The sequence below is a fragment of the Pseudomonas sp. MPB23 genome (assembly GCF_046605395.1).
Classification (GTDB): Bacteria; Pseudomonadota; Gammaproteobacteria; order Pseudomonadales; family Pseudomonadaceae; genus Aquipseudomonas.
The window spans coordinates 3,991,267-4,014,751 of the sequence record NZ_CP176771.1; the positions used below are offsets into that span (position 1 = coordinate 3,991,267).

Here is a 23,485-nt window from a genome sequence, read left to right on the forward strand (position 1 = left end):
GCTAGTTGACAAACTGACGTGAGCGCAAGCGCGATCATGTCCGATGATCAGGCGTGTGACAGGCATATCAAGGCGTTAATCAGCGGTTGGACGGCGCGGGCACCGACCAGTACCGCAACGCGACCATGGGGATCAGCGCCACGGCATAGGCCAGGCCCACGAAAAGATAGGTGTATTGCAGGCCGTAGACCTGGCTCAGCAAGCCACCGATGGAGATGCCGGCAATCGAGGCAAACTGCGCAGTACTTTGAGCAATCCCCAGTACGTAGCCTTGTCGCGAGCTGTCGGCGGTTTTCGAGACCAATGCCATCAGCACGGGGGTGGTCGCTCCCAGCAGTACCCCCCAAATCAAGTAGGCGACGATAAATACCACGGGGCTGCGCGTTACGCCCGCCACGGCGGTCAAGGCGATGCAGCCCACGACGATATACGTGATGCGTTGCAGCGTTTCTGCCTGGGAACGATGCTCGAAGTAGCGCGACCATGCCGTTGCCGACAGGATAAAGCCCAGCGCCAGCAACCCGTAGCACAGGCCGACAACTGAATTGCTGACCTCGAACGTCGAGCTCACGTACAGCGAGAACGATGTCTGCGGCAGCATGCGCGCCAGCAGCAGGATCCCCATGACGCACAACAGCGACAGCAGGGGAGAGTTGAGCCATACGCTGTCGGTGCCTGCAGCCTGCGCGCTGGTGGCCACCGTCGGTTTCTTGGGGACAGGAGGCACATCCGGCAACGTCACGGCGGCGATTACGGTACAGAGTGCGCAGAGCACGGAAGCGACGATGTTGATCCAGAAAAACGTCGCGTAATCGAGGATCAGGCCGCCAGCAACCGCGCCCAGCAGTGAGCCGACATTGGTCGATATCTGCAGGATCGCAAACAACCGGGCCCGTCGCGACGGCGCTTCGATACTGACCCCGTAAGCCTGCGCCGGGGCTATGTAGCCGGCAAAGGCACCCTGCAGAAAACGCAGCGCCAGAATTACCCAGATGTCACTGAAAAACGCCAGCCCGAGCTGGGTCAGGGACAGCCCCGCGAGTGCGCGGATCATCATCAACTTGTGGCCGTAGCGATCGCCGACACGGCCCCAGAATGCGCTGGTCAGCATGATGCCCAGCATCGGCCCGACGTACACGGCGATGCTGGCGAAGCTGAATACCGACTCCGAGGAGGCCAGTTCGCGCAGGTGCACGGGCCAGAATGGTCCGCTCATTTCCATCGCGCCCATGGAGACCAACTGGATCGTGAACAGAAGATAAATGAGGATTCTTACACGCGAACCCTGGATGGCACCTGCTTGGGACATCAGTACTCCTTGGTCAGCCACAGGGCCATTTCCTGCAAGTGTGTGAGGAACGCCGCGTCCAGTACAACCCTGCGCACCGTGCAAAAAAAATTAAATGGGCGAGTGATACTTTTTCGCACGTCGACTGGCATTAGGAGTGATTCCCATTTTCTCTCGTTGAAAGGATCCCCTCATCATGCCTGTTGCCAGTCGGCCCTGCGGTGAACGCGCGTTAACACTTGCCATTCGAACTGCCCTGTTGAATGTCGTCCTGGTCGCAGCAGGCGCCAATGCCTGGGCGCAGACACCCACGCCTGTCGCCACGGATGACAGCACGCCCAGCCTGACCCTCGACACCACCACGATCGACGGCCGCTACAACGGCCCGACGGCGCTGCCCGAGGTCCTTCCCGGTGGGCAGGTGGCGCGCGGTGCGCGGCTCGGAATGATGGGCAATAAAGACGTAATGGACACGCCATTCAACGTCACCAGCTACACCGCCAAAACCCTTGCCGACCTGCAAACCGTCACCGTTGCCGATGCCCTGGAACGCGACCCCTCGGTGCGCTCCACGGGGCAGACGGGCGGTATCGTCGATTCGTTTTTCATTCGCGGTTTTGCCATCGGCGAAGGCAACCTGGGTGAGCTGGCCTACGACGGTGTGTATGGCGTAGCACCCAACTACCGGGCTTTTACCGAGTACGCCGAGCGTATCGAAGTGCTTAAGGGGCCGGGCGCCTTGATGTACGGCATCTCGCCCAACAGTGGCGTCGGAGGGGTCATCAACATTGTCCCCAAGCGGCCGCTGGAGCAAGACCTGACCCGGTTTACGGGCAGCTACGCGTCGGACTCCCAAGCGGGCGGGCACCTGGATATCAGTCGGCGTTTTGGTGAGGAAAACCAGTTCGGCGTGCGCTTTAACGGCAGCCTGCAGGGCGGCGACACGGCCGTGAACGACCAGCATCGCGACGTAGGGATCGGTGCGATTGCCCTGGATTATCGTGGCGAGCGGCTACGCTTGAACCTCGACTACATCAATCAGAAAGAAAGCTTCGAGGGGGCCTCACGCCCGTTCACCGTCGCACCGGGCGTTGAAGTGCCATCCGCCCCGAATGGCCGCACCAGCGTGGCGCAAAAGTGGGGCTGGTCGGATACCCGGGAACAGTCCGCATTGCTCGGCGGTGAATATGATCTGAGCGACAACCTCACGGTGTTCGCCCATGCAGGGGGCGGCAAGTCGGATGTGAAACGCATGTCCGACCAGGTGCCGCGCATCCTCAATGATGCCGGTGATACCAGCAACGTCCCGGGCTATTACAAATTCAACGTCGACCGTTCTACCGCCGATGTGGGGATGCGTGGGCTCTTCGCCACCGGCCCGGTCACCCATACCACCACGCTGATGGCGACCCGTTACCAGGATGAGCTGTCGCGGGGCATCAACAACGGCACGACAGTCCTCTCCAATATCTACCACCCGGTGGACACGCCCAAGCAATACATCAACACGCCCAAAGTGCTGCGAATTTCCGAGTCGGAATTGTCCGGCGTGGCGTTGACCGACACCTTGGGGATGCTCGATGACCGTCTCCAACTGACCCTGGGCGTGCGCCGGCAGTTTATCGAGTCACGTAACTACGATGCTGCCGGCACCGTCAGCGCTCGTTACAGTGCCAACGCCACCACGCCTTTGCTGGGATTGGTGGTCAAGCCTTGGGAGGACGTCTCCCTCTACTACAACTATGTCGAAGGGCTGAGCAAAGGCGACGCGGCACCGGGCACGGCGAGCAACGCCGGGGAAACCTTTGCGCCGTATGAGTCCAAGCAGCACGAACTGGGGGTGAAGTATGAACACGGCACCTTCATGACCACGCTGGCGTTGTTTCAGATCGAGAAACCTGCCGGCGAACTGGGCGCCAATGGTGTGTATTCGGTGCTGGCCGAACAGCGCAACCGTGGCCTGGAACTGAGCGTGTTCGGCGAAGTGGCCACCGGCACCCGCTTGATGGGCGGTGTGACCTTCCTCGATGGGGAGCTGACCAAATCGGCGACTGCCGCTAACCAGGGCAACAAGCCGGTCGGCGTGCCCGATATCCAGGCCAACCTGTGGGCGGAATACGACACCCCGTGGCTGGAAGGTTTCACCCTCACCGGCGGCGCGATCTACACCGACAGCCAATACATCAACCAGGCCAACACTCAGGCACTCGATTCCTGGACCCGCATTGATGCCGGTGCGCGTTACGCCACCAAAATAGAAGGGCGACCGACGACCTTCCGCGCCACGGTACAGAACGTGTTCGACCGTGAGTATTGGTCCGGCGTGGCCTCTTACGGTGCGTTTTCCCCGGGGTATCCACGCACCTTGCAACTGTCGGCTACCGTCGATTTTTGACGGGGGCTGGTATGGATTAATCATGCGCCAGCAATAACCTTAGCGCTGCTGGGCCAAACGTTGTTGGGTATCGGTGACTTTCTGCTGTGCGTCCAGCACATCGGTGTTGATGCGCGAACCGGCCTCAAAGCCGTGGGTCACGTCGGCAAGTGGCCGGCTTGTTCCTTGTTGATGTCCTTTTCGGCCAGGCTCAGGGCAATCTGCGCCTGTTGCACGGCGAGGTTGCCTTGTTGCGCTACACCTGCAACGCGGCGCGCATGCCCGCCAATTTGATGCAGGTTTCATCGTATTCGCTGGCGGGGTCGGAATGTTCGACGATGCCACAGCCGGCAAATAAGCGGGCTTGGTTGCCGTTGAGCAAGGCACTGGGCAAGCCGACGATAAATTCGCCGTTGCCGTGGGCATCCAGCCAGCCTAACGGCGCCGCGTACCAGCCACGGTCAAAGCCCTCGAATTGGCGGATATGCTCCAGCGCCTGCCGGCGTTCATGGCCGCCTACGGCGGGCGTCGGGTGCAGGATTGCAACCATGTCCAGCAAACTGCTCTGCGGGCGCAGTGCGCCTTCGATCAGCGTGGCCAAGTGCTGCACGCGGCTGAGCCGCTTGATGTGCGGCGCCGGGGGAACGTGCAACGGGCGTACCCAGGGCGCCAGGTCACGCTGAATGATCTGCACCACCACGGCGTGTTCATGCTGGTTCTTCTGGCAGCCGAGCAGCGTTTGCGCCAGTTGCGCATCCTGCGCCGGGCAGGGATCGCGCCGGGCAGTGCCTGCCAGCGCCAGGGTTTGCAGGTGGCCGTTGTGCAGTTTGACCAGGCGCTCCGGGGAGGCGCCGATAAAACACGCGTGGTTGCGTCGAAACGCAAACAAGTACGCCGTGGGGTCGTTGGTCGCCAGGGCGGCCAAGGTGTGCCCGGCGCTGATGGGCTGGGAAAATTCGCTGACCACTTCCCGCGCCAGCACCACCTTGTTCAACGCGGTGTCGCGCAACACGTCCAGGGCATGCGCGACTTTGCTTTCCCAGCAGGCCCGCGGCAGGCTCTGGTCGCGGGTGTGCTGCAATGCAACAGTCGTGGGGGCGCCGCTGACGTAGCGATCCATCAGTGCGCTCCACTCATTCAGTACGTGCTCACAACAGCAACGCGCCTCATCGCTGGGCGCGACGCGCTGTTGGCACACCAGCCAACAGTCTTCACCCTCGCGCACCAGTAATAGCGTCATCAGCAACAGGGACGCATCGCCAAAACCCTGCCAGGCAGGGCTGGCCTTGACCTGGTGATCGAATCGAAAACCGCCACACACCGAAGGCGCCAGCGGGCCGCGTATCACCGCGCTTTCCAGCCAATGCCGCCATTGCGCATCGACCGAGGCAAAACGCTGTGGGCCCGCGCTGCTCAGCTCCGCCGCCACCCCCCAGCCGAACAGGCTTTTGTCGTCTTCCGGCGCCCGCCAGAACAGGCACTCGGCACCCGGCTGGTCGACACTGCCAAACAGCGCCAGCAAGTCCAGCGGGGCGATCCTCATCGAGTAACTGGCCAACACCGGTTCACCTTGTTCGACCGCACGCCGCTGGGCGTGCTCGAACACCTCGGTCATCCCCTCGGCATGGGCGTGCAACTGTGCAAAGGCCCTCATGCCAGCGTTCTCGTCGTGCGCCAGTGCAGCACTTGCTGGCCGATGTACCAATGGATGATCTGGGCAAACAGGGTTTCGACGAAGTGCGGGTCCAGCCCGGCCTGCTCGGCCCACTCGCGGCGTTGCGGGAGCATCCGGGCAACGCGTTCGGGCGCGGCGATGCTGCTTTCGGTCGGCTTGAAGCGCGCGGCGGCTTTGACGTACGCCATGCGTTGGCGCATGAGGTCGATGATCTGGTGGTCCAGTGAATCGATGGCGTGACGGATGTCCTGAAGGCCATCACAGGCGTCGGGGGTTTTCATTGACAGGTTTCCTTCAAGGAGGGCGATAGGGTCGACAGCGTCGCGACGATGGCGTCGATGAGTGCCTGGCGCTGCTCGACCAGGTAAAAATGTCCGCCTTGCCAGCGCTGCAGGTGCAGTGGCTGGTGGCTGGCGGCTTGCCAGGCCATGGCTTCATCAAGCTCGATTTCCGGGTCTTGCTCGGGGTAGAACACCCCGATGCGGCTGTTGAGTGGCTGCGGTTGTGCACAGGTGTAGGTTTCAACGATGCGGTAATCGTTGCGCAAGCCGGGCAGGAACAGTTCGCACAGGGCCGGGTTCTCCAGCAACGCATTGGGGCGCTCGGCCAGGCGCCGCACATCGTCCAGCAAGGCCGCGTCGGGACTCAGGTGCAACTGCCCGCCGCGTTGGCGCTGCGGCGCCGGGTGGGCGGACACGAACAGGTGGTCGACGGCGATTGCCCGTTGTTCCAGGCGCGTCGCCACTTCATACGCCACCACCGCACCCAGGCTATGGCCGAACAACACCAGCGGCCGGTCGGCGTAACACGACAACGCGTGTGCGGCGCCGTCGGCGAGGCGCTGCATGTCGGTCAGGCACGTCTCGCTGAAACGGTCTTCGCGGCCCGGGTATTGAATGGCCAACAGGTCGATGTCGGCGGGCAGGGCGTGGACCCAGTCGCGGAAGAAACTCGCACTGCCCCCGGCATGTGCGAAACACACCCATCGCCAGCGTGGCATGGGTGTGAGTCGATAAGCGCGGACCCAGCGTTCGTCGTGCAGGCTCACGAAGCGGCACTCTGCAACCAGGCCTGGCGCAGGCGCTCGCGCAGGTCTTTGCGGCTGACTTTACCCACGCCGGTGTGCGGGAAGTGCGCGACGAACTCGATGCGGTCCGGCACCTTGAACGCCGCCAGGCCGTGGCCGCGCAGGTAGTGCTTGAGTGCGAAGGCTGAGGGCACCGGGTCACGGGCGACGATAAACGCACAGGTGGATTCGCCGAGCACCGCATCCGGCATCGCCACCAGTGCGGCGTCGTGTACCTGGGGATGGCTGATCAGCAGGTTTTCCACTTCTTCGGCAGCGACTTTTTCACCGCCCCGGTTGATCTGGTCCTTGTCACGACCTTCGACCACCAGGTAACCGTCGGCGGTGCGCCTGACCCGATCGCCGCTGCAATAGAAACCATCGGCGGTGAACGCCCGGGCATTGTGTTCGGGCAGGCGGTAGTAGCCGCGAATGGTGTACGGGCCACGCACTTGCAGTTCACCCACTTCACCCTCGGGTACCGGTTGGCCCTGCTCATCGACTATGCGTACTTCATCATCGGCGCAAAGCGGACGGCCCTGGGTATGCAGCAGCAGATCCGGGCGGTCATCCAGGCGGGTAAAACACAGCAACCCCTCGGCCATGCCCAGCACTTGTTGCAAGGTGCAGCCCAGCGTCGGCGTGACCCGTTCTGCCGCGCTGCTGAGCAATTTCGCACCGCCCACTTGCAGCACGCGCAGGCTGGACAGGTCCGCCTGGCGCTGGGCCTGGGCGTCCAGCCAGAGCATCGCCAGCGGTGGCACCAGGGCGGTGACGGTGACACGCTGCTCGCTGATCAGCGCAAAGCAGGACTCAGGGTCCGAGCGGCGCGTACACACCACGCGCCCACCGGCCATCAGCGTGCCGATCACACCCGGGCAACACAGGGTGAAGTTATGCGCCATGGGCAACGCGGTGAGGTAAACGGTACGCGCATCCAGCTCGCAGACTTCGCTGCTGGCGCGCACGTTATAGAGGTATTCGGCGTGGCGCCTCGGGATCAATTTTGGCGTGCCGGTGGTGCCTCCCGACAGCTGGAAACACGCCACAGCGTCGGCGCGACCGGCGTCCCGTTCCAGCGGCGCGCTGTTGTAAAGCCCACTCAACGCGGTGAATTCCTGCGCGTCGCCGTCGATCACCACGTGGCGCAACTGCGGGTTGGCAGCAACCAATCGCCGCGCCATCGGGCGGCAATCAAAGCCCTCCAATTGAGCGCCGCCGATGTAGGTCGAGGCCTGGGCAAACCCACAAAAGCCGCCGATCTCATGTTGACGGTGGGCGGGCAGGGCGAGGATCGGCCGAGCGCCCAGGCGGAACAACGCAAAGCACACTTCGATAAACGCAGCGCCGTTGGGCAAGTGCACCACCACATTGTCGCCCTCCGCGACCCCCAGCGCGTGCAACCCCCCAGCCAGGCGCCGACAGCGGTCTGCCAGGCTGCGGTAATTGAGGTGCAAGGGGCCGTCGGTTATCGCAATGGCCGATGGGGTGCGCGCGGCGACCGCATCGAGGGCCTGAGCGAAGGTCTGGTCGTGCCAGTAACCGGCCTGGCGGTAGCGTTCGGCGAATGCGGCAGGCCAGTCGGGCGCGTCGCCAACGCTGTCTGAATCGGGTGCGCAGGTGTGCAATGACATGGAATCCCCTATTTGTAGAAATAATTGGCTACAAATGTCTAAATGAGATCTATTATCATTGTCCTTCGCCGAGTGCTTCTCAACGCCAAGGCTTTCGGACCTGTGACTTTTTCATTAGATGAAATACCCAGCGGCTATAAACAGGGAGGTTTACGGTTTAAAAGCCTCCTCCTCATTTCAGGTCAGGCCCCGCGTAATGGCCTCAGGATCAAGGGAAAACCCAATGACTATTACGATCATCGCCTCCAGTCGACAAGAGACGCAGGCCGAACCCAAGGGCAACCAACCCGGAACGGTCTACCTGGAACCGCACATGACCCTGGTCACCGGCACGTTGTGGTCAGACAGCGAAAACTGGGTCGAGGACCCGCTGGAGCGCGGCCTCAAGTTGATCCTGGTGCAAAGTGGCGAGCTGTCGTGCCGTATCCCCGGGCACCGCGAGCAGTCGATCAAGGGGCCGAGTCTGTGCACCATCGTCAACGACGGCGAATTCACCTCGTCGCAGATCTACGGCACCACCACGCCACTGCGCTACACCATCGTCCAGTTGGACCTCGAATCCCTCGACCGCCATCTCGGCCTGGCCCCGCGCAAGCTGCTCGGCAATGGCGGCGGTGACCCGTACATGATGGTGCGCCCGGCTCCGCGCGCGATGCAGGCACTGGCCACGCAAATTGCGACATGCCCGATGCAGGGGCCGAGCCGCTCGTTGTACCTGGGTGGCAAGGCGCTGGAATTGACCGCGTTGAGCGCGCAGTTCCTGCTCGGTGAGCGCGGGCAGCCGGAGCATAAGCTGCGCATCACCTCGTCGGATGTGGAGCGTGTACACGCCGCCCGCGACCGTCTGGTGCGCTCGCTGCTCGAACCGCCCAGCCTGAACGCCCTGGCCAGTCACGTGGGCATGAGCCCGCGCAAACTGACGGCGGGGTTTCGCAAAGTGTTCGGTACCAGCGTGTTCGGCTACCTGCACGAACATCGTCTCAACGAAGCCCACCGCATGCTCAGCGATGAGGAAAGCAATGTGTCTACCGTCGCCTACGGCGTGGGATTCAGCCCGGCGCATTTTTCCATCGCCTTTCGCAAGCGCTACGGTGTATCGCCCAGCGAAATCCGTTAATCACGGCACGGTGTCTCTGAATCGAATGAAAAGGCCTGTTTATCTAAAGCCCTGAGCGCTTTCTGAAAAACCGCTTGCGATAGAGTTCCAATTGAGAATGGCTTCCATCTTGGTGAGCCAGGGACTTTATCCAGACGGGCCACAGGATGCTTTTCATGAGCGAGCTGACAACAGCAGACACCACCGCACTGCGCAGATGGCTGACCGAACACCTTGCCCAGTTGCTGGGCGCTACCGTGGAAGAAATCGACAGCCTGGGCGATGAGGAAAACCTCTTGGGCTGCGGGTTGGATTCCATCCGACTGATGTACTTGCAAGAGCGCCTGCGCAGTCATGGGTTGCAGGTCGACTTCGCCCAACTCAGCGCCGAACCCAGCCTTGCGGCCTGGCTCGGCCTGTTGCATGGCCAGGCGGTGCGGCCTGTGGTGGCTGATATCGTCCCGTTGAGCGCAGCCGACGACAGTTTTGAACTCAGCGCGGTGCAACAGGCGTACTGGCTGGGGCGCGGGCCCGCCGAAGTGCTGGGTAATATCAGTTGCCACGCGTGGCTGGAGTTCGATTGCCAGGGCATCGATCCGCAACGCCTGGAAGCGGCGGTCAAGTGTGTGCAGGCGCGTCACCCGATGTTGCGTGCCAGTTTCAACGACGGTCGTCAGCGCATTCTTGGCGCAACGCAATTGCCGGTTTTCGACCATCAGGATTGGCGTCACCACGCTCAAGCGGTTGCGCAAGAAGCCTGGCACGCGCTGCGTGAATGGCGATCCCATGAATGCCTGGCCGTGGACGCGGGGCAGGTGTTGCTGGTCGGCCTGGTGCAGTTGCCTGAAGGCCGTGATCGTGTGTGGTTGAGTGTCGACCTGCTGGCCGTCGACGTGGAAAGCCTGCGCCTGTTGATGGCGCAACTCGGCCAGGCCTATCAGGCGCCGGCCGCGCTTGCACCCGCGCCGGGCGTGCAGTTTGCCGACTACCTGAGCCGGCGCCGCCAACGTCGCGCAGAGGCGTATGCGCGAGATCGTGAGCATTGGTGCCAACGCCTTGCGCAGTTGCCGGACGGCCCCGCACTGCCGCTGGCCTGTGCGCCGGAATCGATCCGTGCGCCACGGTTTACCCGCCAGGCTTACGTACTCAGTCACGCAGAAGTCGAACGCCTGCAACGCCAGGCGACGGCCCATGGCCTGACGTTGCCCAGCGTGTTCGCCACAGCGTTCAACGCGGTGTTGGCACGCTGGAGCGAACAGCCGAGCTTCCTGCTCAATGTGCCGTTGTTCGATCGCCACGATGATCAGCAATCCATCGACCAGGTGATCGCCGACTTCACCACCTTGCTGCTGGTGGCGTGTGAAGACGCGCCGCAGTTGCCGTTTGCCGAAGGCGCCCGACGCTACCAGCGCGACTTGCACGCCACCATCGACCACGCGGCGTTTCCCGCACTGGAAGTGCTGCGTGAAGCGCGCCGCCAAGGTCATCCGCGTTCCGCGCCGGTGGTGTTTTCCTGCAACCTGAGCGATTCGGGTTTTGTCCCCGCCAGCTTTCGCGAGGTGTTCGGCGACCTGCACGACATGCTCTCGCAAACCCCGCAAGTGTGGCTCGACCACCAACTGTATCGGCTTGAGGACGGCGTGTTGCTGGCCTGGGACAGTGTTGCCGAACTGTTCCCGCAAGGCGTGCCGCAGGCGATGTTCAGCGCCTATGTCGAACTGGTGCAGCGTCTCGCCGACAGCGACTGGAACCAGCCGCAACCGGTGCTGTTGCCGCTGGCGCAGCAGGCCCGCCGCGACCTCCAGAACAGCCTGCCGTCGTTGGCGCCGGGGCGTGGCCTGCTCGAAGACTTTTTTATCCAAAGTGCCCGGCAACCCGCCGCGCTCGCACTGATCTGCGGCGCGCAACGCTGGACATATAACGACCTGGCCACCCAAGCCCTGCGCATTGCGGCGGGTTTGCTCGATGCCGGTATGCGTCAGGGCGAGGCGGTGGAGGTTTGCCTGCCGCGTGGGCCTCGCCAGATCGCCGCGGTATTCGGCGTGCTGGCGGCCGGTGGTTGCTATGTGCCGGTGGACACCGCACAGCCGGCTGCGCGGCGCCGCCTGATCGAATCGGCGGCGGGCATCACCCGGGTGATTGCCGATCAGCCGCCGGGCAACGCGCTGCAATGGCTTGACCCGGCGGTGCTTGAGCAGTCCGCGCCATTGGCCGCGCCGAAAACGCTATCGCCGCACGCCAGCGCGTATGTGATCTACACCTCGGGCTCCACCGGCATTCCCAAAGGTGTTGAAGTCAGCCATGGCGCTGCAATCAACACGATTGATGCTGTGCAGGCGCAACTGCAGGTCACGCCGGACGATTGCCTGCTGGCCGTGTCGGCGCTGGATTTCGACTTGTCGGTGTACGACCTGTTTGGCGTGCTGGGGCAGGGCGCTCGCCTGGTGCTGCTACAACCTGAAGAAACCCGCGATGCGGCGCGCTGGGCGCAGTTGATCGCCGAACACCGCGTGAGCGTGTGGAATTCGGCCCCGGCGTTGCTGGAAATGGCCCTGAGTATCGGTGCCGATGCCTGTCATTACCAAAGCCTGCGGGCGGTGTTGCTGTCAGGCGACTGGATTGCCCTCGACCTCGCCGCGCGTCTGCGGCGCCACGCCACCCAGCAGTGCCGCGTGTATGGCCTGGGCGGCGCCACCGAGGCGGGTATCTGGTCGAACCTGCAAAGCATTGATGAGGTCCCCGGCCACTGGCCGTCGATTCCCTATGGCAAACCTTTGGCCGGCCAGGCGTATCGGGTGGTGGATGCCACCGGGCGCGATGTGCCGGACCAGGTGATCGGGCAACTGTTGATCGGTGGCGCAAGCCTGGCGCGGGGGTATCGCAATGACCCGCTGCTGACCGCACAGCGCTTTCGCAGTGATGAGCACGGGCGTTGGTACCACACCGGCGATCGCGGGCGTTTCTGGGCCGATGGCACCCTTGAGTTTCTCGGGCGTATGGACCAGCAGGTCAAGCTGCGCGGGCAGCGTATCGAACTGGGGGAAATCGAAGCGGCGCTCACCGCCCACCCACGGGTTGAAAGCGCTTGTGCTGCCGTGTTGAACGGCAGCCTTGGCGCGGCCGTGGTGATCAGCCCTGAATCTGTATCGGCGCAGGTGTTGCCGGCTATCTCGATGCTCGACGACACCTTGGCCGCAGAACACCGGGTCACCGCGCAACTGTTGCACCGCCTGCTGCAAGACCCGCCGCCCACCATACTGCTCGACACGTGGCGCGGGTGGCTGGCCGAGCATGTCGAGTCGCTCAGCCTGCACGACGCGTTGGCGCACTTAGGGTGGCGCGAGGCGGATCTGCACCGCATGGTCGGTGCCTTGCAGGTGCTGCTGCGTACCGAAGGCGGCGCCTCGCAAGTGTTGTTCGATCCGTTGCTGGCACCGCAGGCCATGGCGTTGAACCTGCCGGCGGGCCGCCAGGTGTTGGACACCCTGAGCCAGGCGCTCCAACAACACAGCGGCACACCGCTGAAGGTAGCGGTGCTGGATGTGCGCGGCGGGCAGTTGCTGGAGCAATGGCTGAACCACGCGAGTTCGCGCGACGTGCAACTGACCTTGTTCGAGAGCAGCCCCGGCCTGCTGGCCGCCAGCGTGGGCAAGCGCCAGCGCGTGGCGAGCCAGCTACTGGTGGAGGGCGTGCTGCCCGCTGAACACTGGTCACAGTACGACGTGGTGATCAGCTTCGCCGCCTTGCACAGTTATGCTCAGCCCGGCGATGGGCTGAATCTGGCGCAGGCACTGCTCAAGCCGCAAGGTCGCCTGTTGCTGGCCGACCTGCTGCGCGACTCGCCGTTGCGGCTGGTCAGCGCGGCGCTGCTGGATGAGCGCGCACCGGTATTGCCTGACGCTGCCGAACTCGCGCGCCTGCTCGGCCAGAGCGGTTTCAGCCACCTGCAATGCCTGTGGCAAAACCCCGCGATGCTGCTGTTGAGTGCACGTGCGGCGGATGAAACCCTGAGCGCTGAAAGTCTCGACCAATGGCTGCAACAACGCTTGCCCCAGGCGATGCGGCCCGAGCATCTGTGGTCTGTACCGCGCCTGACACTGAATGCCAATGGCAAGATCGACCGCGCGCGCCTGCACGCCAGCCTCAGCGACGCGCTGCAACGCAGGCAACCGAACAACGAAGACGGCGAACTCAGTGCCGAGCTACAGCCACTGGCGGCGTGCTGGGAGGCCATCCTGGGCCGGCCGGTACGCAGTGCCCAGGCGAGTTTTTTCAGCCTGGGCGGCGACAGCCTGCTGGCGACGCGGCTGCTGGCCAGCGTGCGTGAACAACTGGGCGCCAGCCTGCGCATGAGCGATTTCTACCTGCGGCCGACATTGGCCGGCATGGCCGCGCTGTTGGTGCGCAGCGGCGAAGTGGCTATCGAGGAGGGCGTGTTATGAGCCTGGATGATGTGCTGCACATCTGCCGTGAACGCCAGATCGAACTCTGGGCCACTGACGGCAAGCTGCATTTTCGCGCACCGCAAGGCGCAATGGACGCGGCCCTGGCCGATCGCATTCGCGCAGAGCGTGATGCGCTGATGGTGCATCTCGCGCCCCAACAATGGCGCGCACAGCCGGAGCAGGCGCTGCAACCCTTCGCCTTGAGCGCGGTGCAGGGCGCCTATGTACTGGGGCGCAACCCGGCCTTTGAGTATGGCGGCAACGCTTGCCACGTGTATGTCGAATACCCGTGGCCGGCGAACGTTGACACCGAACACCTTGAACAGGCCTGGAACGCCGTGGTGCAGCGTCACCCGATGCTACGCGCGGTGGTCGATAACCATCAGCAACGTGTGCAAGCCCAGGTGCCATGGCAACAGCTGCCGGTGCATGACCGCCGCGACGCCACGCCCGAGGCATTCGAGGCGCACCTGAACAGCGTGCGCAAGCGCCTGGACCATGCCTGCCATGCGCTCGATCAGTGGCCGATCCTGCTGCCCGAACTGAGTGTGGGACGCGAGCAGGCGATCCTGCATTGCTCGGTGGATTTCACCTTGTTCGACTACGCCAGCCTGCAACTGCTGTTGGCAGAACTCACCCAGCGCTATTTGGAACCGACGCGCCATTGGCCGGTGCTGGAAGCGACCTTTCGCGACTACCTTGAGCACCAACAGCAAGCGCGCAACAGCGTGGCCTGGCACAGCGACAAGGCCTGGTGGCTGGCGCGCCTGGACAGCCTGCCGGGGCGTCCGGACCTGCCGCTGAGTGAACACGCGGGCCTGGGCTCCACGCGTTTTGCCCATCACCATGGCGTGTTGAGCACCGAGCAATGGAACGCCCTGTGCGCCCTCGCCTGCGCCCAAGGCCTCAGCGCGGCGGGCGTGACCCTGGCCGCATTCGCCGAGGTGATCGGGCGCTGGAGCCAAAGCCCGGACTTTTGCCTGAACCTCACCGTGCTCAACCGGCCGAACCTGCACCCGCAGTTGGACCAGGTCGTGGGGGACTTCACCGCCTTGAGCCTGCTCGCGGTGGATGGCACCGAAGGGGCCAGTTTTGTCCGGCGTGCGCGGCGTATCGGTGCGCAGTTGTTCGATGACCTCGACCACAGCCGCTTCACCGGCGTTGATGTGCTGCGCGAACTGGCTCGTGTGCGAGGGCGTGGCGCCGACTTGATGCCGGTGGTGTTCACCAGTGGCATCGGCAGCGTCGAGCGCATGCTCGGCGATGCCGGGCAAGTGTTGCAGCCGCCCAGCTACATGATTAGCCAAACCCCGCAGGTGTGGATCGACTGCCAGGTCAGCGACCAATACGGCGGTTTGCAGATCGGCTGGGATGTGCGCATCGGTGTGCTGCCCGAGGGCATGGCCGCGCAGATGTTCGCAGCCTATGTCGACTTGCTGCAACGCCTGGCCTGTGACCCACAACTGTGGCAAGTCCGTGGCGATATCGTGCTGCCCGGGCAACAGGCAAACACGCCGATCCGCGCCAGCGCGCCTAGGCGCAATATCGCCGCCGGATTTGCCCTGCAGGCACTGCGTAGCCCGGATGCCCCCGCAATCATTGACCGCGATGGTCGCTACAACTATCGCCAGGTTGCCCAACATGCCGGCGCCGTGCGCGAAGCCCTTGAAGCGCTCGGCGTTGAACCCGGTGCGCGAGTGGCGGTGATGCTACCCAAGAGCGCCTGGCAATTGATGGCGGTGCTGGGCATCACCCAGATGGGCGCGGCCTATGTGCCGGTGGATATTCGCCAGCCGGCACTACGCCGTGAAGCCATCCTGCGCGACGCCGGGGTCGCGGCGGTCGTTACCCTGCAAGCCCAGGCATTGCCGGATACCCTTGAGCTACCACGGCTTGCCATCGACACCCTTGCCGCCGACCTACATTGGCCACCCCGTGAGCCGCTGGCGGTAGAGGCTGCGGACCTGGCCTACATCATCTACACCTCAGGCTCCACCGGCACGCCCAAAGGCGTAATGCTCAGCCATGGCGCGGTGGTCAACACCCTCGATGACATCAACCAACGCTACGCGGTGAACGTCGATGACCGCGTGCTGGGCCTGGCGGAGTTGAGTTTCGACCTGTCGGTGTATGACTTCTTCGGCGCTACGGCGGTCGGTGCGCAGGTGGTGCTGCCCGACCCCGAGCGCGGCGCCGATCCTTCGCATTGGGCGCAATTGATGCTGGAACACGGCATCACCTTGTGGAACTCGGTGCCCGCACAAGGGCAGATGCTGGTGGATTACCTGGAGACCGAGCCCGCCGCCATCCCCGGGCCGCGCTGCGTGATGTGGTCCGGCGACTGGATCCCCACCACACTGCCGACCCGTTGGTGGCAACGCTGGCCCGAAAGCCAGTTGTTCAGCCTGGGCGGCGCCACCGAAGCGGCGATCTGGTCGGTGGAGCATCCGATTCGCGCCGAAGATACGACGTTGCCGAGCATTCCCTACGGTCGTGCCCTCAAGCACCAGACCCTGGAAGTGCTCGACGCGCTGGGGCGCCAGTGCCCGGTGGGCGTGCGCGGCGAGATTCATATCGGCGGACTCGGCCTGGCCCTGGGTTATGCCGAAGACCCGCAACGCAGCGCCGAGCGGTTTATCACCCATGCCAGCGGGCGTCGCTTGTACCGCACCGGTGACCAGGGGCGCTACCTGAATGCGGATGGCTTGATCGAGTTTCTTGGGCGCCAGGATGACCAGGTGAAGATTCGCGGTCACCGCATCGAACTGGCGGAAATCGACGCGAGCTGGCTGGCCCATCCGCAGATCGCCGCGAGTACCACAGTGTTGCTCGGGGAACGTCACGAACGTTCGTTGTGCAGCTTCGTCACCGTGCACACCAGCGCGCCTGCGCCTCACCTGAGCACGGAACTGGGCGAGGTTGTGCGCCAGGCACGCCTCACCCTTGAGCACGCGAGTTTCGGCTCGCGCGCCGCCATCGAGGCGGCACTGGCTGCGCTGGATCGAGCGGCGGATGTGTCGTTGCTGCACTGGTTGGCCGGCAGCGGTTTGCTGATCCGAGGGCAGGCCGTGGCATTCGCACCGCTGTGCCAGGCGTTGCAACTCGACGCGGGTCAGCATCGCCTGTTGCGGCATTGGCTGACGTTGTTGACCGACAGCGGCTACCTGTGCGCAGACAATGATGGCTGGCGCTGCCAGGTCAGCACGGCAGACCTGAATCAGGACGATGCCTGGGCACAGTTCGCCCGCCTGGCGCCGAGCGGTCTTTGGCCACTGGCATTGGTCGATTACCTGCGCACCAGCGCGACCCGCCTGGCCGAGCAATTGGACGGGCGCCTGAGCCCGGCAAGCCTGATGTTCCCGCAAGGCTCGGCGCATATTGCCGAGGCGATGTACAGCCGCGGCCAACATGCCCAAGTATTGCATCAGGCCATGGCCGAGGCGGTCAGCGCGATTGTTGCGCGCCAGCGCCAGCGCCGCTGGCGCATCCTGGAAGTGGGCGCCGGTACCGGTGCCGCCAGTGCGTTGATTATCCCCGCGCTGGCGCCGTTGGTGGCGGACGGGGTGCAGATCGACTATGTGTTTTCCGACGTATCGAGCTATTTCCTTAACGCTGCGCGCGAACGCTTTGCCGCGTATCCGTGGGTGCGCTTCATGCCGTTCGACATGAACAAACCCGCCTGCGAACAGGGGCTTTGCGCCGGGTCCCTGGACCTGCTGCTCAGCTCCGGTGCATTGAACAACGCCCTGGATACACCGCGCCTGCTCACCGGTCTACGCCAATTGCTGCAAGCCGATGCCTGGCTGGTGATCCAGGAACTGACCCGCGAACACCGCGAAATCAGCATCAGCCAAAGCCTGATGATGGAGACGCCGCAGGACGTGCGCGCCACCACCGGGCAGTTGTTTGTGCATACGGACCAGTGGCTGGCGTGGCTCAACAGCGAGGCCGGCGACCAGGCCCAATCGCTGGCGTCGGCCGACAGTGTGCTGCACCTGCTGGGCTACGATCTGTTGGTCGCACGCGTGAAAACCGACCGGCCATTACTGAGCCAGGAGACCTTGCTGGCCTTCATCGCCGAGCGCGTGCCGCGTTATATGGTGCCGGCGCAGGTGCGGATACTTGACCGCTTGCCGGTCACCGCCAATGGCAAGATTGACCGCCGCGCGCTGACCACCCAAGCCGAGCAACGCCAGCTCGAACCGGCACGCCTTGCGCGCACGGAAGTGGCGGATGAGCTGGTGCAGCGCTTGATCGCGCATTGGGAGCGCGTACTCGATTGCAGCGGGGTGTCGGCGGATCAGGATTTCTTCGGCGCCGGTGGTGACTCACTGCTGATCGCGCAATTGATCACCGGCTTGCGCGAGCAAGAGCCATTGGCCCGTGCGCAACCTTTCGACCGCCTGTTGCGCTGGGCCCTCAGCCAGCCGACCCCGGAAGGCCTGGCCCAGCGCTTGCGCAGTGAGTCGAGCAGTGAGGCCCCCGCAGGGGTGCACTCCATGGACACCCGCCGTGCGCCGCTGGGTGGGCGTGGGCGGGTGGATGCGCTGACGGAACTGGCCGCAGGTGAAGGCACCGCGCGGGTGCTGGTGCATGAAGGGCTCGGCACGCTGCTGCCGTATCGCGGATTGATCGCTGAACTGGCCGGCAGCGGTCCGTTGCTGGGGTTGGCGGTGCATGACAGCGACGATTACCTGAGCCTGCCCCCGGAGCATATCAACGCCACCCTCGGCAAACGGTATGCCCAGGCGCTGTGGGACAGCGGCCGGCGCCACTTCGACTTGCTGGGCTATTGCTCCGGCGGGCTGGTAACGCTGGAACTCGCCAAGGCTCTGCTGCAATTGGGCGCCGAGGTGCGTCATGTGGACATCGTGTCCAGCTACCGCATTCCGTACCTGGTGGAGGATGACGTGCAGATGCTCTACAGCTTCGCCGGCACCCTGGGGCTGGACGCCACTGCGCTGGGCTTGCCGACGGCTGAACAACTGCTCGACAAACACCTGGATCTGGACGCTGCCGCGCTCAAATCCCGCGTACTGGCGGCGGCCAAGGGCATTGCCGATGAGCAGTTGTATCGGGTGTTCGCTCATTCCGTGCGCGCCAGTCACTACAGTGATGGCGCGCCGTATGTGGGCGCCATCCGCCTGTTTGTGCCAAGTGTCGCCAACCCGTTGATCCCCGATCACCAGGCCGCTCTGCAAGCCTGGTGGCAGGCGGCGTCGTTGGCGCCGCTGACTGTGCAGACCCTGTGCGGCAATCACTTCGAGTGCTTGAACGCTGGGCTGAGTCGTTACTTGCTGGAGGAACGCCCATGACTATGCCTGTGAAAACCCTGGTGGTGGGCTCGCGCTTCGGCCAGTTCTACGCCGTTGGTGTGGCTGCGGCCGAGCACCTGGAGTTGGTCGGGGTGCTGGGGCAGGGCGGTGGTCGCTCGCGCTCACTGGCACGCCATCTCGAAGTGCCGTGTTTCGACGCCTTGGCCCACGTACCCGCCGACACACAACTGGCCTGCGTTGCGGTGGGCGGCGCGGCAAGGGGCGAGCAGGGCCCGGCCTTGGCGCAAGCGCTGATGGAGCGGGGCATCGATGTGCTGATCGAGCACCCGTTGCTGCCCCAGGAACTGCAAGACTTACTGAGCACGGCGGCGCGCCTGCATCGGCGCTGCCTGCTTAACAGTTTCTACCCGCAATTGCCGTGCGTGGCGCGGTTCATCGAGCTGGCGCGGCAGTTGCATCGTCAACAGGGCATTCGTCATATCGACGCCGACTGCGCGGTGCAGGTGAGTTACGCGACCCTCGATGTGCTGGCGGCGGTGTTGGAATCGGTAGGTCCATGGTCGCTGGACTGCGTTGCCCCGGCGCTGTCGGCCTGGCGGGATATCAGCCTGGTCATGGCGCAAGTGCCGGTGTCGTTGCGCGTGCTCAATGAGTTGGCCGCCAATGATGACGGGCGCATGCAGAAGCTGCAGCGCATCAGCATCGCCACTGACAGCGGCACGTTGCTGTTGGCCTCGCCCCACGGGCCGTTGCTGTGGCTGCCGGCCGTGCGTGCGCCGGTGCAAGATGCCGATGGGGTGTTCGACCTGTTTGGGCCGCAGGCCGATGAGCCGCTGCCGTGCGCCGAAGTGCTGGAGGCTGCGGCGGCGGATTGGGCGCAGGTTTATCGCCGCGTCTGGCCGACAGCTGCGGCCAGTGCATTGCAACCGCTGATCACGGGGGTGGGGCTGGCGCGCCTGCAACAGCGCAGCCTGGAAGTGGTGAGGCTATGGCAGCAGGTAACGGTGGCGCTCGGCTTCCCGCAGCAGCCATCGCTCACGTTACCTGCGGCCGGCCTGGCCCAGGCATTGGAGCACGCCCGATGAGCCATTTGAGCGAAATGCTGCGCCCTTTCCGTGCGCGCTTAGGGTTGGCGATCGCGTTGCAGGCCGTCGCCGGGATCTGCTCGCTGCTGCCGCTGATAGCCTTGGCGCAACTGGCGGACAGCTTGCGCCAGGCTCCGCCGCTGGCGTCTTCGGCACTGAACTGGGTGGTGGTGGCGGTGGCGGCGTCGGCGCTGTGGTTGTGCGGCCAGACCCTGGCCTTGCACCTGACCCATCAGGTAGACGCCGACCTGTGTGACCGTCTGCGCGTGCGCCTGGCCGAGCATCTGCAACGTTTGCCCTTGGGCTGGTTTGCACGGCTGGGGCCCGAGGGTGTCACCCGTTATGCCGAGCAGGATGTGCGGGCCTTGCACCAACTGGTAGGCCATGCGCCGACCGATCTGGTCAACCTGCTGTTGATTCCCCTGGCGACCCTGGCCTACCTGCTGTGGAGCAACAGTGCCCTGGCGCTCTGGTGCCTGCTGCCGTTGGCATTGGGTATGTTGGGCTATTGGCGCCTGGGCTCGGCGCATTACCGCGCAGACGTGGCCGGGCGCAATGGCGCGATCCAGCGCTTGTTCAGCGACTACAGCCAGTTCGCCGGCAACCTGGGGCTGGTCCGGCAGTTTCCCGACGCGGGCATTCATCGCCGTGTGCAGGAGGCGGTGCAGCAGTTTGATCAGCGTTTCAGCCATTGGGTGAGCCGCGCCGGTCACATTAGCGCGTTGATCCAAGTCCTGCTGAGCGCACCGTGGCTGTTGGCCTGGGTGGTACTCGGCACGCTATTTATCGGCGTGACCGAGGTGGGCGCAGTGCAGGTATGCGGCTTTTTGCTGCTGGTGCGTGCCCTGGCGGCGCCGGTGTTGGCGATGGGGCACGGGTTTGATGCACTGAACAATGCGCACGTAAGCGCCCAGCGTTTGCAGGAGGTGTTGAGTACGCCGCCGCTGAGCGAGCCCGATGCGCCGCAATCACCCCGGGACGCCAGCGTGGAGATGCTCGATGTGAGCTTCGCCCAGGATGACGTTGCGATACTGAAGTCGATCAACCTGCGCCTGGAACCGGGCACTACCACTGCGCTGGTAGGGCCGTCCGGCGCGGGTAAAAGTACCTTGGCCGGTTTGATCGCACGCTTTATGGACGTGGACAGCGGGCAAGTGCGCGTGGGCGGGGTGGATGTTCGACAGATCGCCAGCCGCCAATTGCAGCAGCATCTGGCACTGGTGTTTCAGCAGGCGGGCGCGTTGCGCCTGTCTCTGGCGCAGAACATCGCCCTGTATCGACCGGCTGCCAGTGAAGAGCAAATCCGTGCGGTGGCCAAGGCCGCCTGCCTGGATAGTTGGATCATGGGGTTGCCCAAGGGCTACGCCAGTGTGGTGGACGATGATGTGCGGCTGTCCGGCGGCGAATTACAGCGCCTGGCGATTGCGCGGGCGCTGCTGTCGAATGCGCCGATCCTGTTGCTCGACGAACCCACCTCTGCCATCGACCCGCAGACCGAACGCGCCTTGCGTTCTGCCCTGCGTGATGACGCGGCCGGGCGCACGCGGCTGATCATCGCCCATCGGCTGGAAACCATCGTCCATGCCGAGCAGATCCTGGTGCTGTGCGAAGGGCGCATTGTGCAGCGCGGATGTCATGCGCACTTGTTGGCCATGGACGGCCTGTACCGCCAGCTATGGAACGAGCAAATGTCGACGGCTGATCAACTGGAGTTCGTGTCATGAGTGTACTTTCGCCGTTGCGTCATTTGCCCGACCAGGCCCGACGCGCACTGCGCGGCGCCCTGGGCTGGATGCTACTGGCCGCCATGCTGGATGGCTTGGCGGGGCTGGCGTTGGTGCCGCTGATACTGGCCTGGTTCGATCAACAGAGTGTGCAGCCAAGCGCGCTGCTGTTGCTGGGGCTGACGTTGTTGCAGGCCTTGGTCAGCTACGTTGCCCAGCGCCGTGGCTATCTGGCGGGAGCCGGGCTGGCGGCCGGCCTGGTCTCGCAACTGGTGCAACACCTGCCGCGCTTGCCATTGGCGCGCCAGGGCCGGTTGGAAGACTTGGTGCGCGGGCCGGTGTTCAACAGCATGGGCATTCCGGCGCACTTGCTGGCGCCGCTGGTAACTGCGCTGGTGACGCCGACGATAGTGGTGCTGGGGCTGTTCTTTATTGAACCGCGTTTGGCGCTGGCGTTGGCCCTGGCTTATCTGCCGTTGTTCGCCCTGTTGCGTTGGGCCGGGCGACGTAGCCTGGCGCTGGAGCAACTGCGCCAGAAAGTCGACCGTCGCGCCGGGCAACTGTTGCAGACATTCGCGCAGCAACAGGCCTTGATCCGCAGCGCCGCTGATGCCAGCCAGGGCCAGTTGGCGCTACGTCAGGCCCTGCATGAGCAACACCAGGCCACGCGCCGTCTCAACCGCCGCGCGCTGCCCAGCGGGCTTGGTTTTGCGGCGGCGGTGCAGATGGTGTTTTCGCTGGTGCTGGCAGGTGGCGTGCAGGCGGTGGCGGCGGGACAGTTATCCGGCGCGCTGTTGGTGGCAGTGTTGGTGTTGCTGGTGCGGTTCGTCGAACCGCTGTCACAACTGGCTTATCTGGACCAGGCTTTGCGCATGGCATGGGAGGCGTTATCTCAGGTACTCGCGGTGTTGGCCGCACCGACGCTGCACAGCCCGCAGTCCGGAGGGCAACCTCAGGATGCAAGTGTGCAGGGGCAAGGGTTGAACAGCTTCGGCGAAGGCGGCGAGCACTTGCTCAAGGATTTGGACATGCACTGCGCGCCCGGCACGTTCACGGCCATTGTCGGCCCGTCGGGGGCGGGCAAAAGCACCCTGCTGGCCTTGCTGGGCCGGCGCATGGACCCACACACCGGCGAAGTGCGACTCGGCCAGGTGGATATTCGCCAGTTCAGCGAACGCACCTTGGCCAACCAGTTGACCCAAGTGTTCCAGGACAGCGGACTATTTGCTGGCAGTCTGCAGTGGAATGTGAGCATGTCCCGGCCGCAAGCCACGTCTGCGCAATTGCAGCAAGCCGCCAGGGAAGCCGCATTGGATGATGTGCTCGCCAGCCTGGCGCAGGGTTGGCATAGCGAAGTCGGGCCGGACGGTGCATTACTCTCGGGCGGCCAGCGGCAACGGGTCGGCCTGGCGCGTGCGCTGTTGTCGACGGCACCGATCCTGTTGCTCGATGAACCCACCGCCAGCCTCGATGCGCGCAGTGAGGCGCGGGTCAATCGCAGCCTGCAGGCGCTGCGTGGCAGGCGCACCCTGGTGTTGGTGTCGCACAATCCGACACTGGTGCGCGATGCCGATCAGATCCTGGTGCTGGAACGCGGTAGCGTCAGTGGCTGCGGCAGTCATGAGCACTTGCTGGCCACGCACCGCTGGTATGGGCAGTTCGTCGAGCAAAACCTGCCGGGCAGCCATTGAAAAAGTCCCTTAATCGAAAAGTCGCAGCGTTCGTTTAAACGATACTAATGCGAATTATTATCGATAATGAGGCTGGGCAATGTCACACCGGGGAGCAACAAAGGCGGGGCGGGATTTCAAACGTAATGGGG

Annotated in this window: 12 protein-coding genes; 7 read left to right on the top strand and 5 right to left on the bottom strand. The window is 64.1% G+C overall.

All coding sequences use genetic code 11. The annotated features are described in order from the left end of the window. Positions 1–79: 79 nt before the first annotated feature. A complete protein-coding gene (locus ACLH0J_RS18120; RefSeq protein ID WP_411388422.1) occupies positions 80–1,309 on the bottom strand; it encodes an MFS transporter in 1,230 nt (409 codons plus the stop codon). 175 nt (positions 1,310–1,484) lie between these two features. Here ACLH0J_RS18120 and ACLH0J_RS18125 point away from each other — a divergent pair, with 175 nt between their 5' ends. Beyond that, entirely contained in the window at positions 1,485–3,683 is a 2,199-nt protein-coding gene (locus ACLH0J_RS18125) for a TonB-dependent receptor (RefSeq protein WP_411388423.1), read from the top strand. A 235-nt stretch (positions 3,684–3,918) separates the two neighbouring features. Here ACLH0J_RS18125 and ACLH0J_RS18130 read toward each other — a convergent pair whose 3' ends face one another. The 4 genes from ACLH0J_RS18130 to ACLH0J_RS18145 are packed head-to-tail and all read right to left on the bottom strand — an operon-like array spanning position 3,919 to position 8,037. Beyond that, positions 3,919–5,316, bottom strand: coding sequence for an isochorismate synthase (locus tag ACLH0J_RS18130; protein ID WP_411388424.1), 1,398 nt, complete (start codon positions 5,314–5,316; stop codon positions 3,919–3,921). Further along, positions 5,313–5,618, bottom strand: a complete 306-nt coding sequence (locus tag ACLH0J_RS18135) for an isochorismate lyase (RefSeq protein WP_411388425.1) — start codon at positions 5,616–5,618, stop codon at positions 5,313–5,315. Before ACLH0J_RS18135 ends, ACLH0J_RS18130 begins: the two co-directional genes overlap by 4 nt. Further along, a complete protein-coding gene (locus ACLH0J_RS18140; RefSeq protein WP_411388426.1) occupies positions 5,615–6,385 on the bottom strand; it encodes a thioesterase II family protein in 771 nt (256 codons plus the stop codon). Before ACLH0J_RS18140 ends, ACLH0J_RS18135 begins: the two co-directional genes overlap by 4 nt. Then, positions 6,382–8,037: a (2,3-dihydroxybenzoyl)adenylate synthase gene (locus tag ACLH0J_RS18145; RefSeq protein WP_411388427.1), complete on the bottom strand. Its 1,656-nt coding sequence runs from the start codon at positions 8,035–8,037 to the stop codon at positions 6,382–6,384. Before ACLH0J_RS18145 ends, ACLH0J_RS18140 begins: the two co-directional genes overlap by 4 nt. A 223-nt stretch (positions 8,038–8,260) precedes the next feature. On the opposite strand from ACLH0J_RS18145, the gene ACLH0J_RS18150 reads away from it, so the two are divergent. The 6 genes from ACLH0J_RS18150 (at position 8,261) to ACLH0J_RS18175 (ending at position 23,354) form a co-directional block, all read left to right on the top strand. Then, complete coding sequence (locus ACLH0J_RS18150) at positions 8,261–9,154, top strand: helix-turn-helix transcriptional regulator (RefSeq protein ID WP_411388428.1); 894 nt, start codon at positions 8,261–8,263, stop codon at positions 9,152–9,154. 155 nt (positions 9,155–9,309) lie between these two features. Next, positions 9,310–13,575, top strand: a complete 4,266-nt coding sequence (locus tag ACLH0J_RS18155) for an amino acid adenylation domain-containing protein (protein WP_411388429.1) — start codon at positions 9,310–9,312, stop codon at positions 13,573–13,575. Continuing rightward, complete coding sequence (locus ACLH0J_RS18160; protein ID WP_411388430.1) at positions 13,572–18,893, top strand: amino acid adenylation domain-containing protein; 5,322 nt, start codon at positions 13,572–13,574, stop codon at positions 18,891–18,893. The genes ACLH0J_RS18155 and ACLH0J_RS18160 overlap by 4 nt, the downstream gene beginning before the upstream one ends. Continuing rightward, positions 18,890–19,939: a Gfo/Idh/MocA family oxidoreductase gene (locus ACLH0J_RS18165; protein WP_411388431.1), complete on the top strand. Its 1,050-nt coding sequence runs from the start codon at positions 18,890–18,892 to the stop codon at positions 19,937–19,939. Before ACLH0J_RS18160 ends, ACLH0J_RS18165 begins: the two co-directional genes overlap by 4 nt. Next, entirely contained in the window at positions 19,936–21,663 is a 1,728-nt protein-coding gene (locus ACLH0J_RS18170) for an ABC transporter ATP-binding protein (protein ID WP_411388432.1), read from the top strand. Before ACLH0J_RS18165 ends, ACLH0J_RS18170 begins: the two co-directional genes overlap by 4 nt. After that, positions 21,660–23,354 (top strand): ABC transporter ATP-binding protein, encoded by a 1,695-nt coding sequence (locus ACLH0J_RS18175; protein WP_411388433.1) that lies wholly within the window; start codon positions 21,660–21,662, stop codon positions 23,352–23,354. The genes ACLH0J_RS18170 and ACLH0J_RS18175 overlap by 4 nt, the downstream gene beginning before the upstream one ends. Positions 23,355–23,485 lie beyond the last annotated feature (131 nt).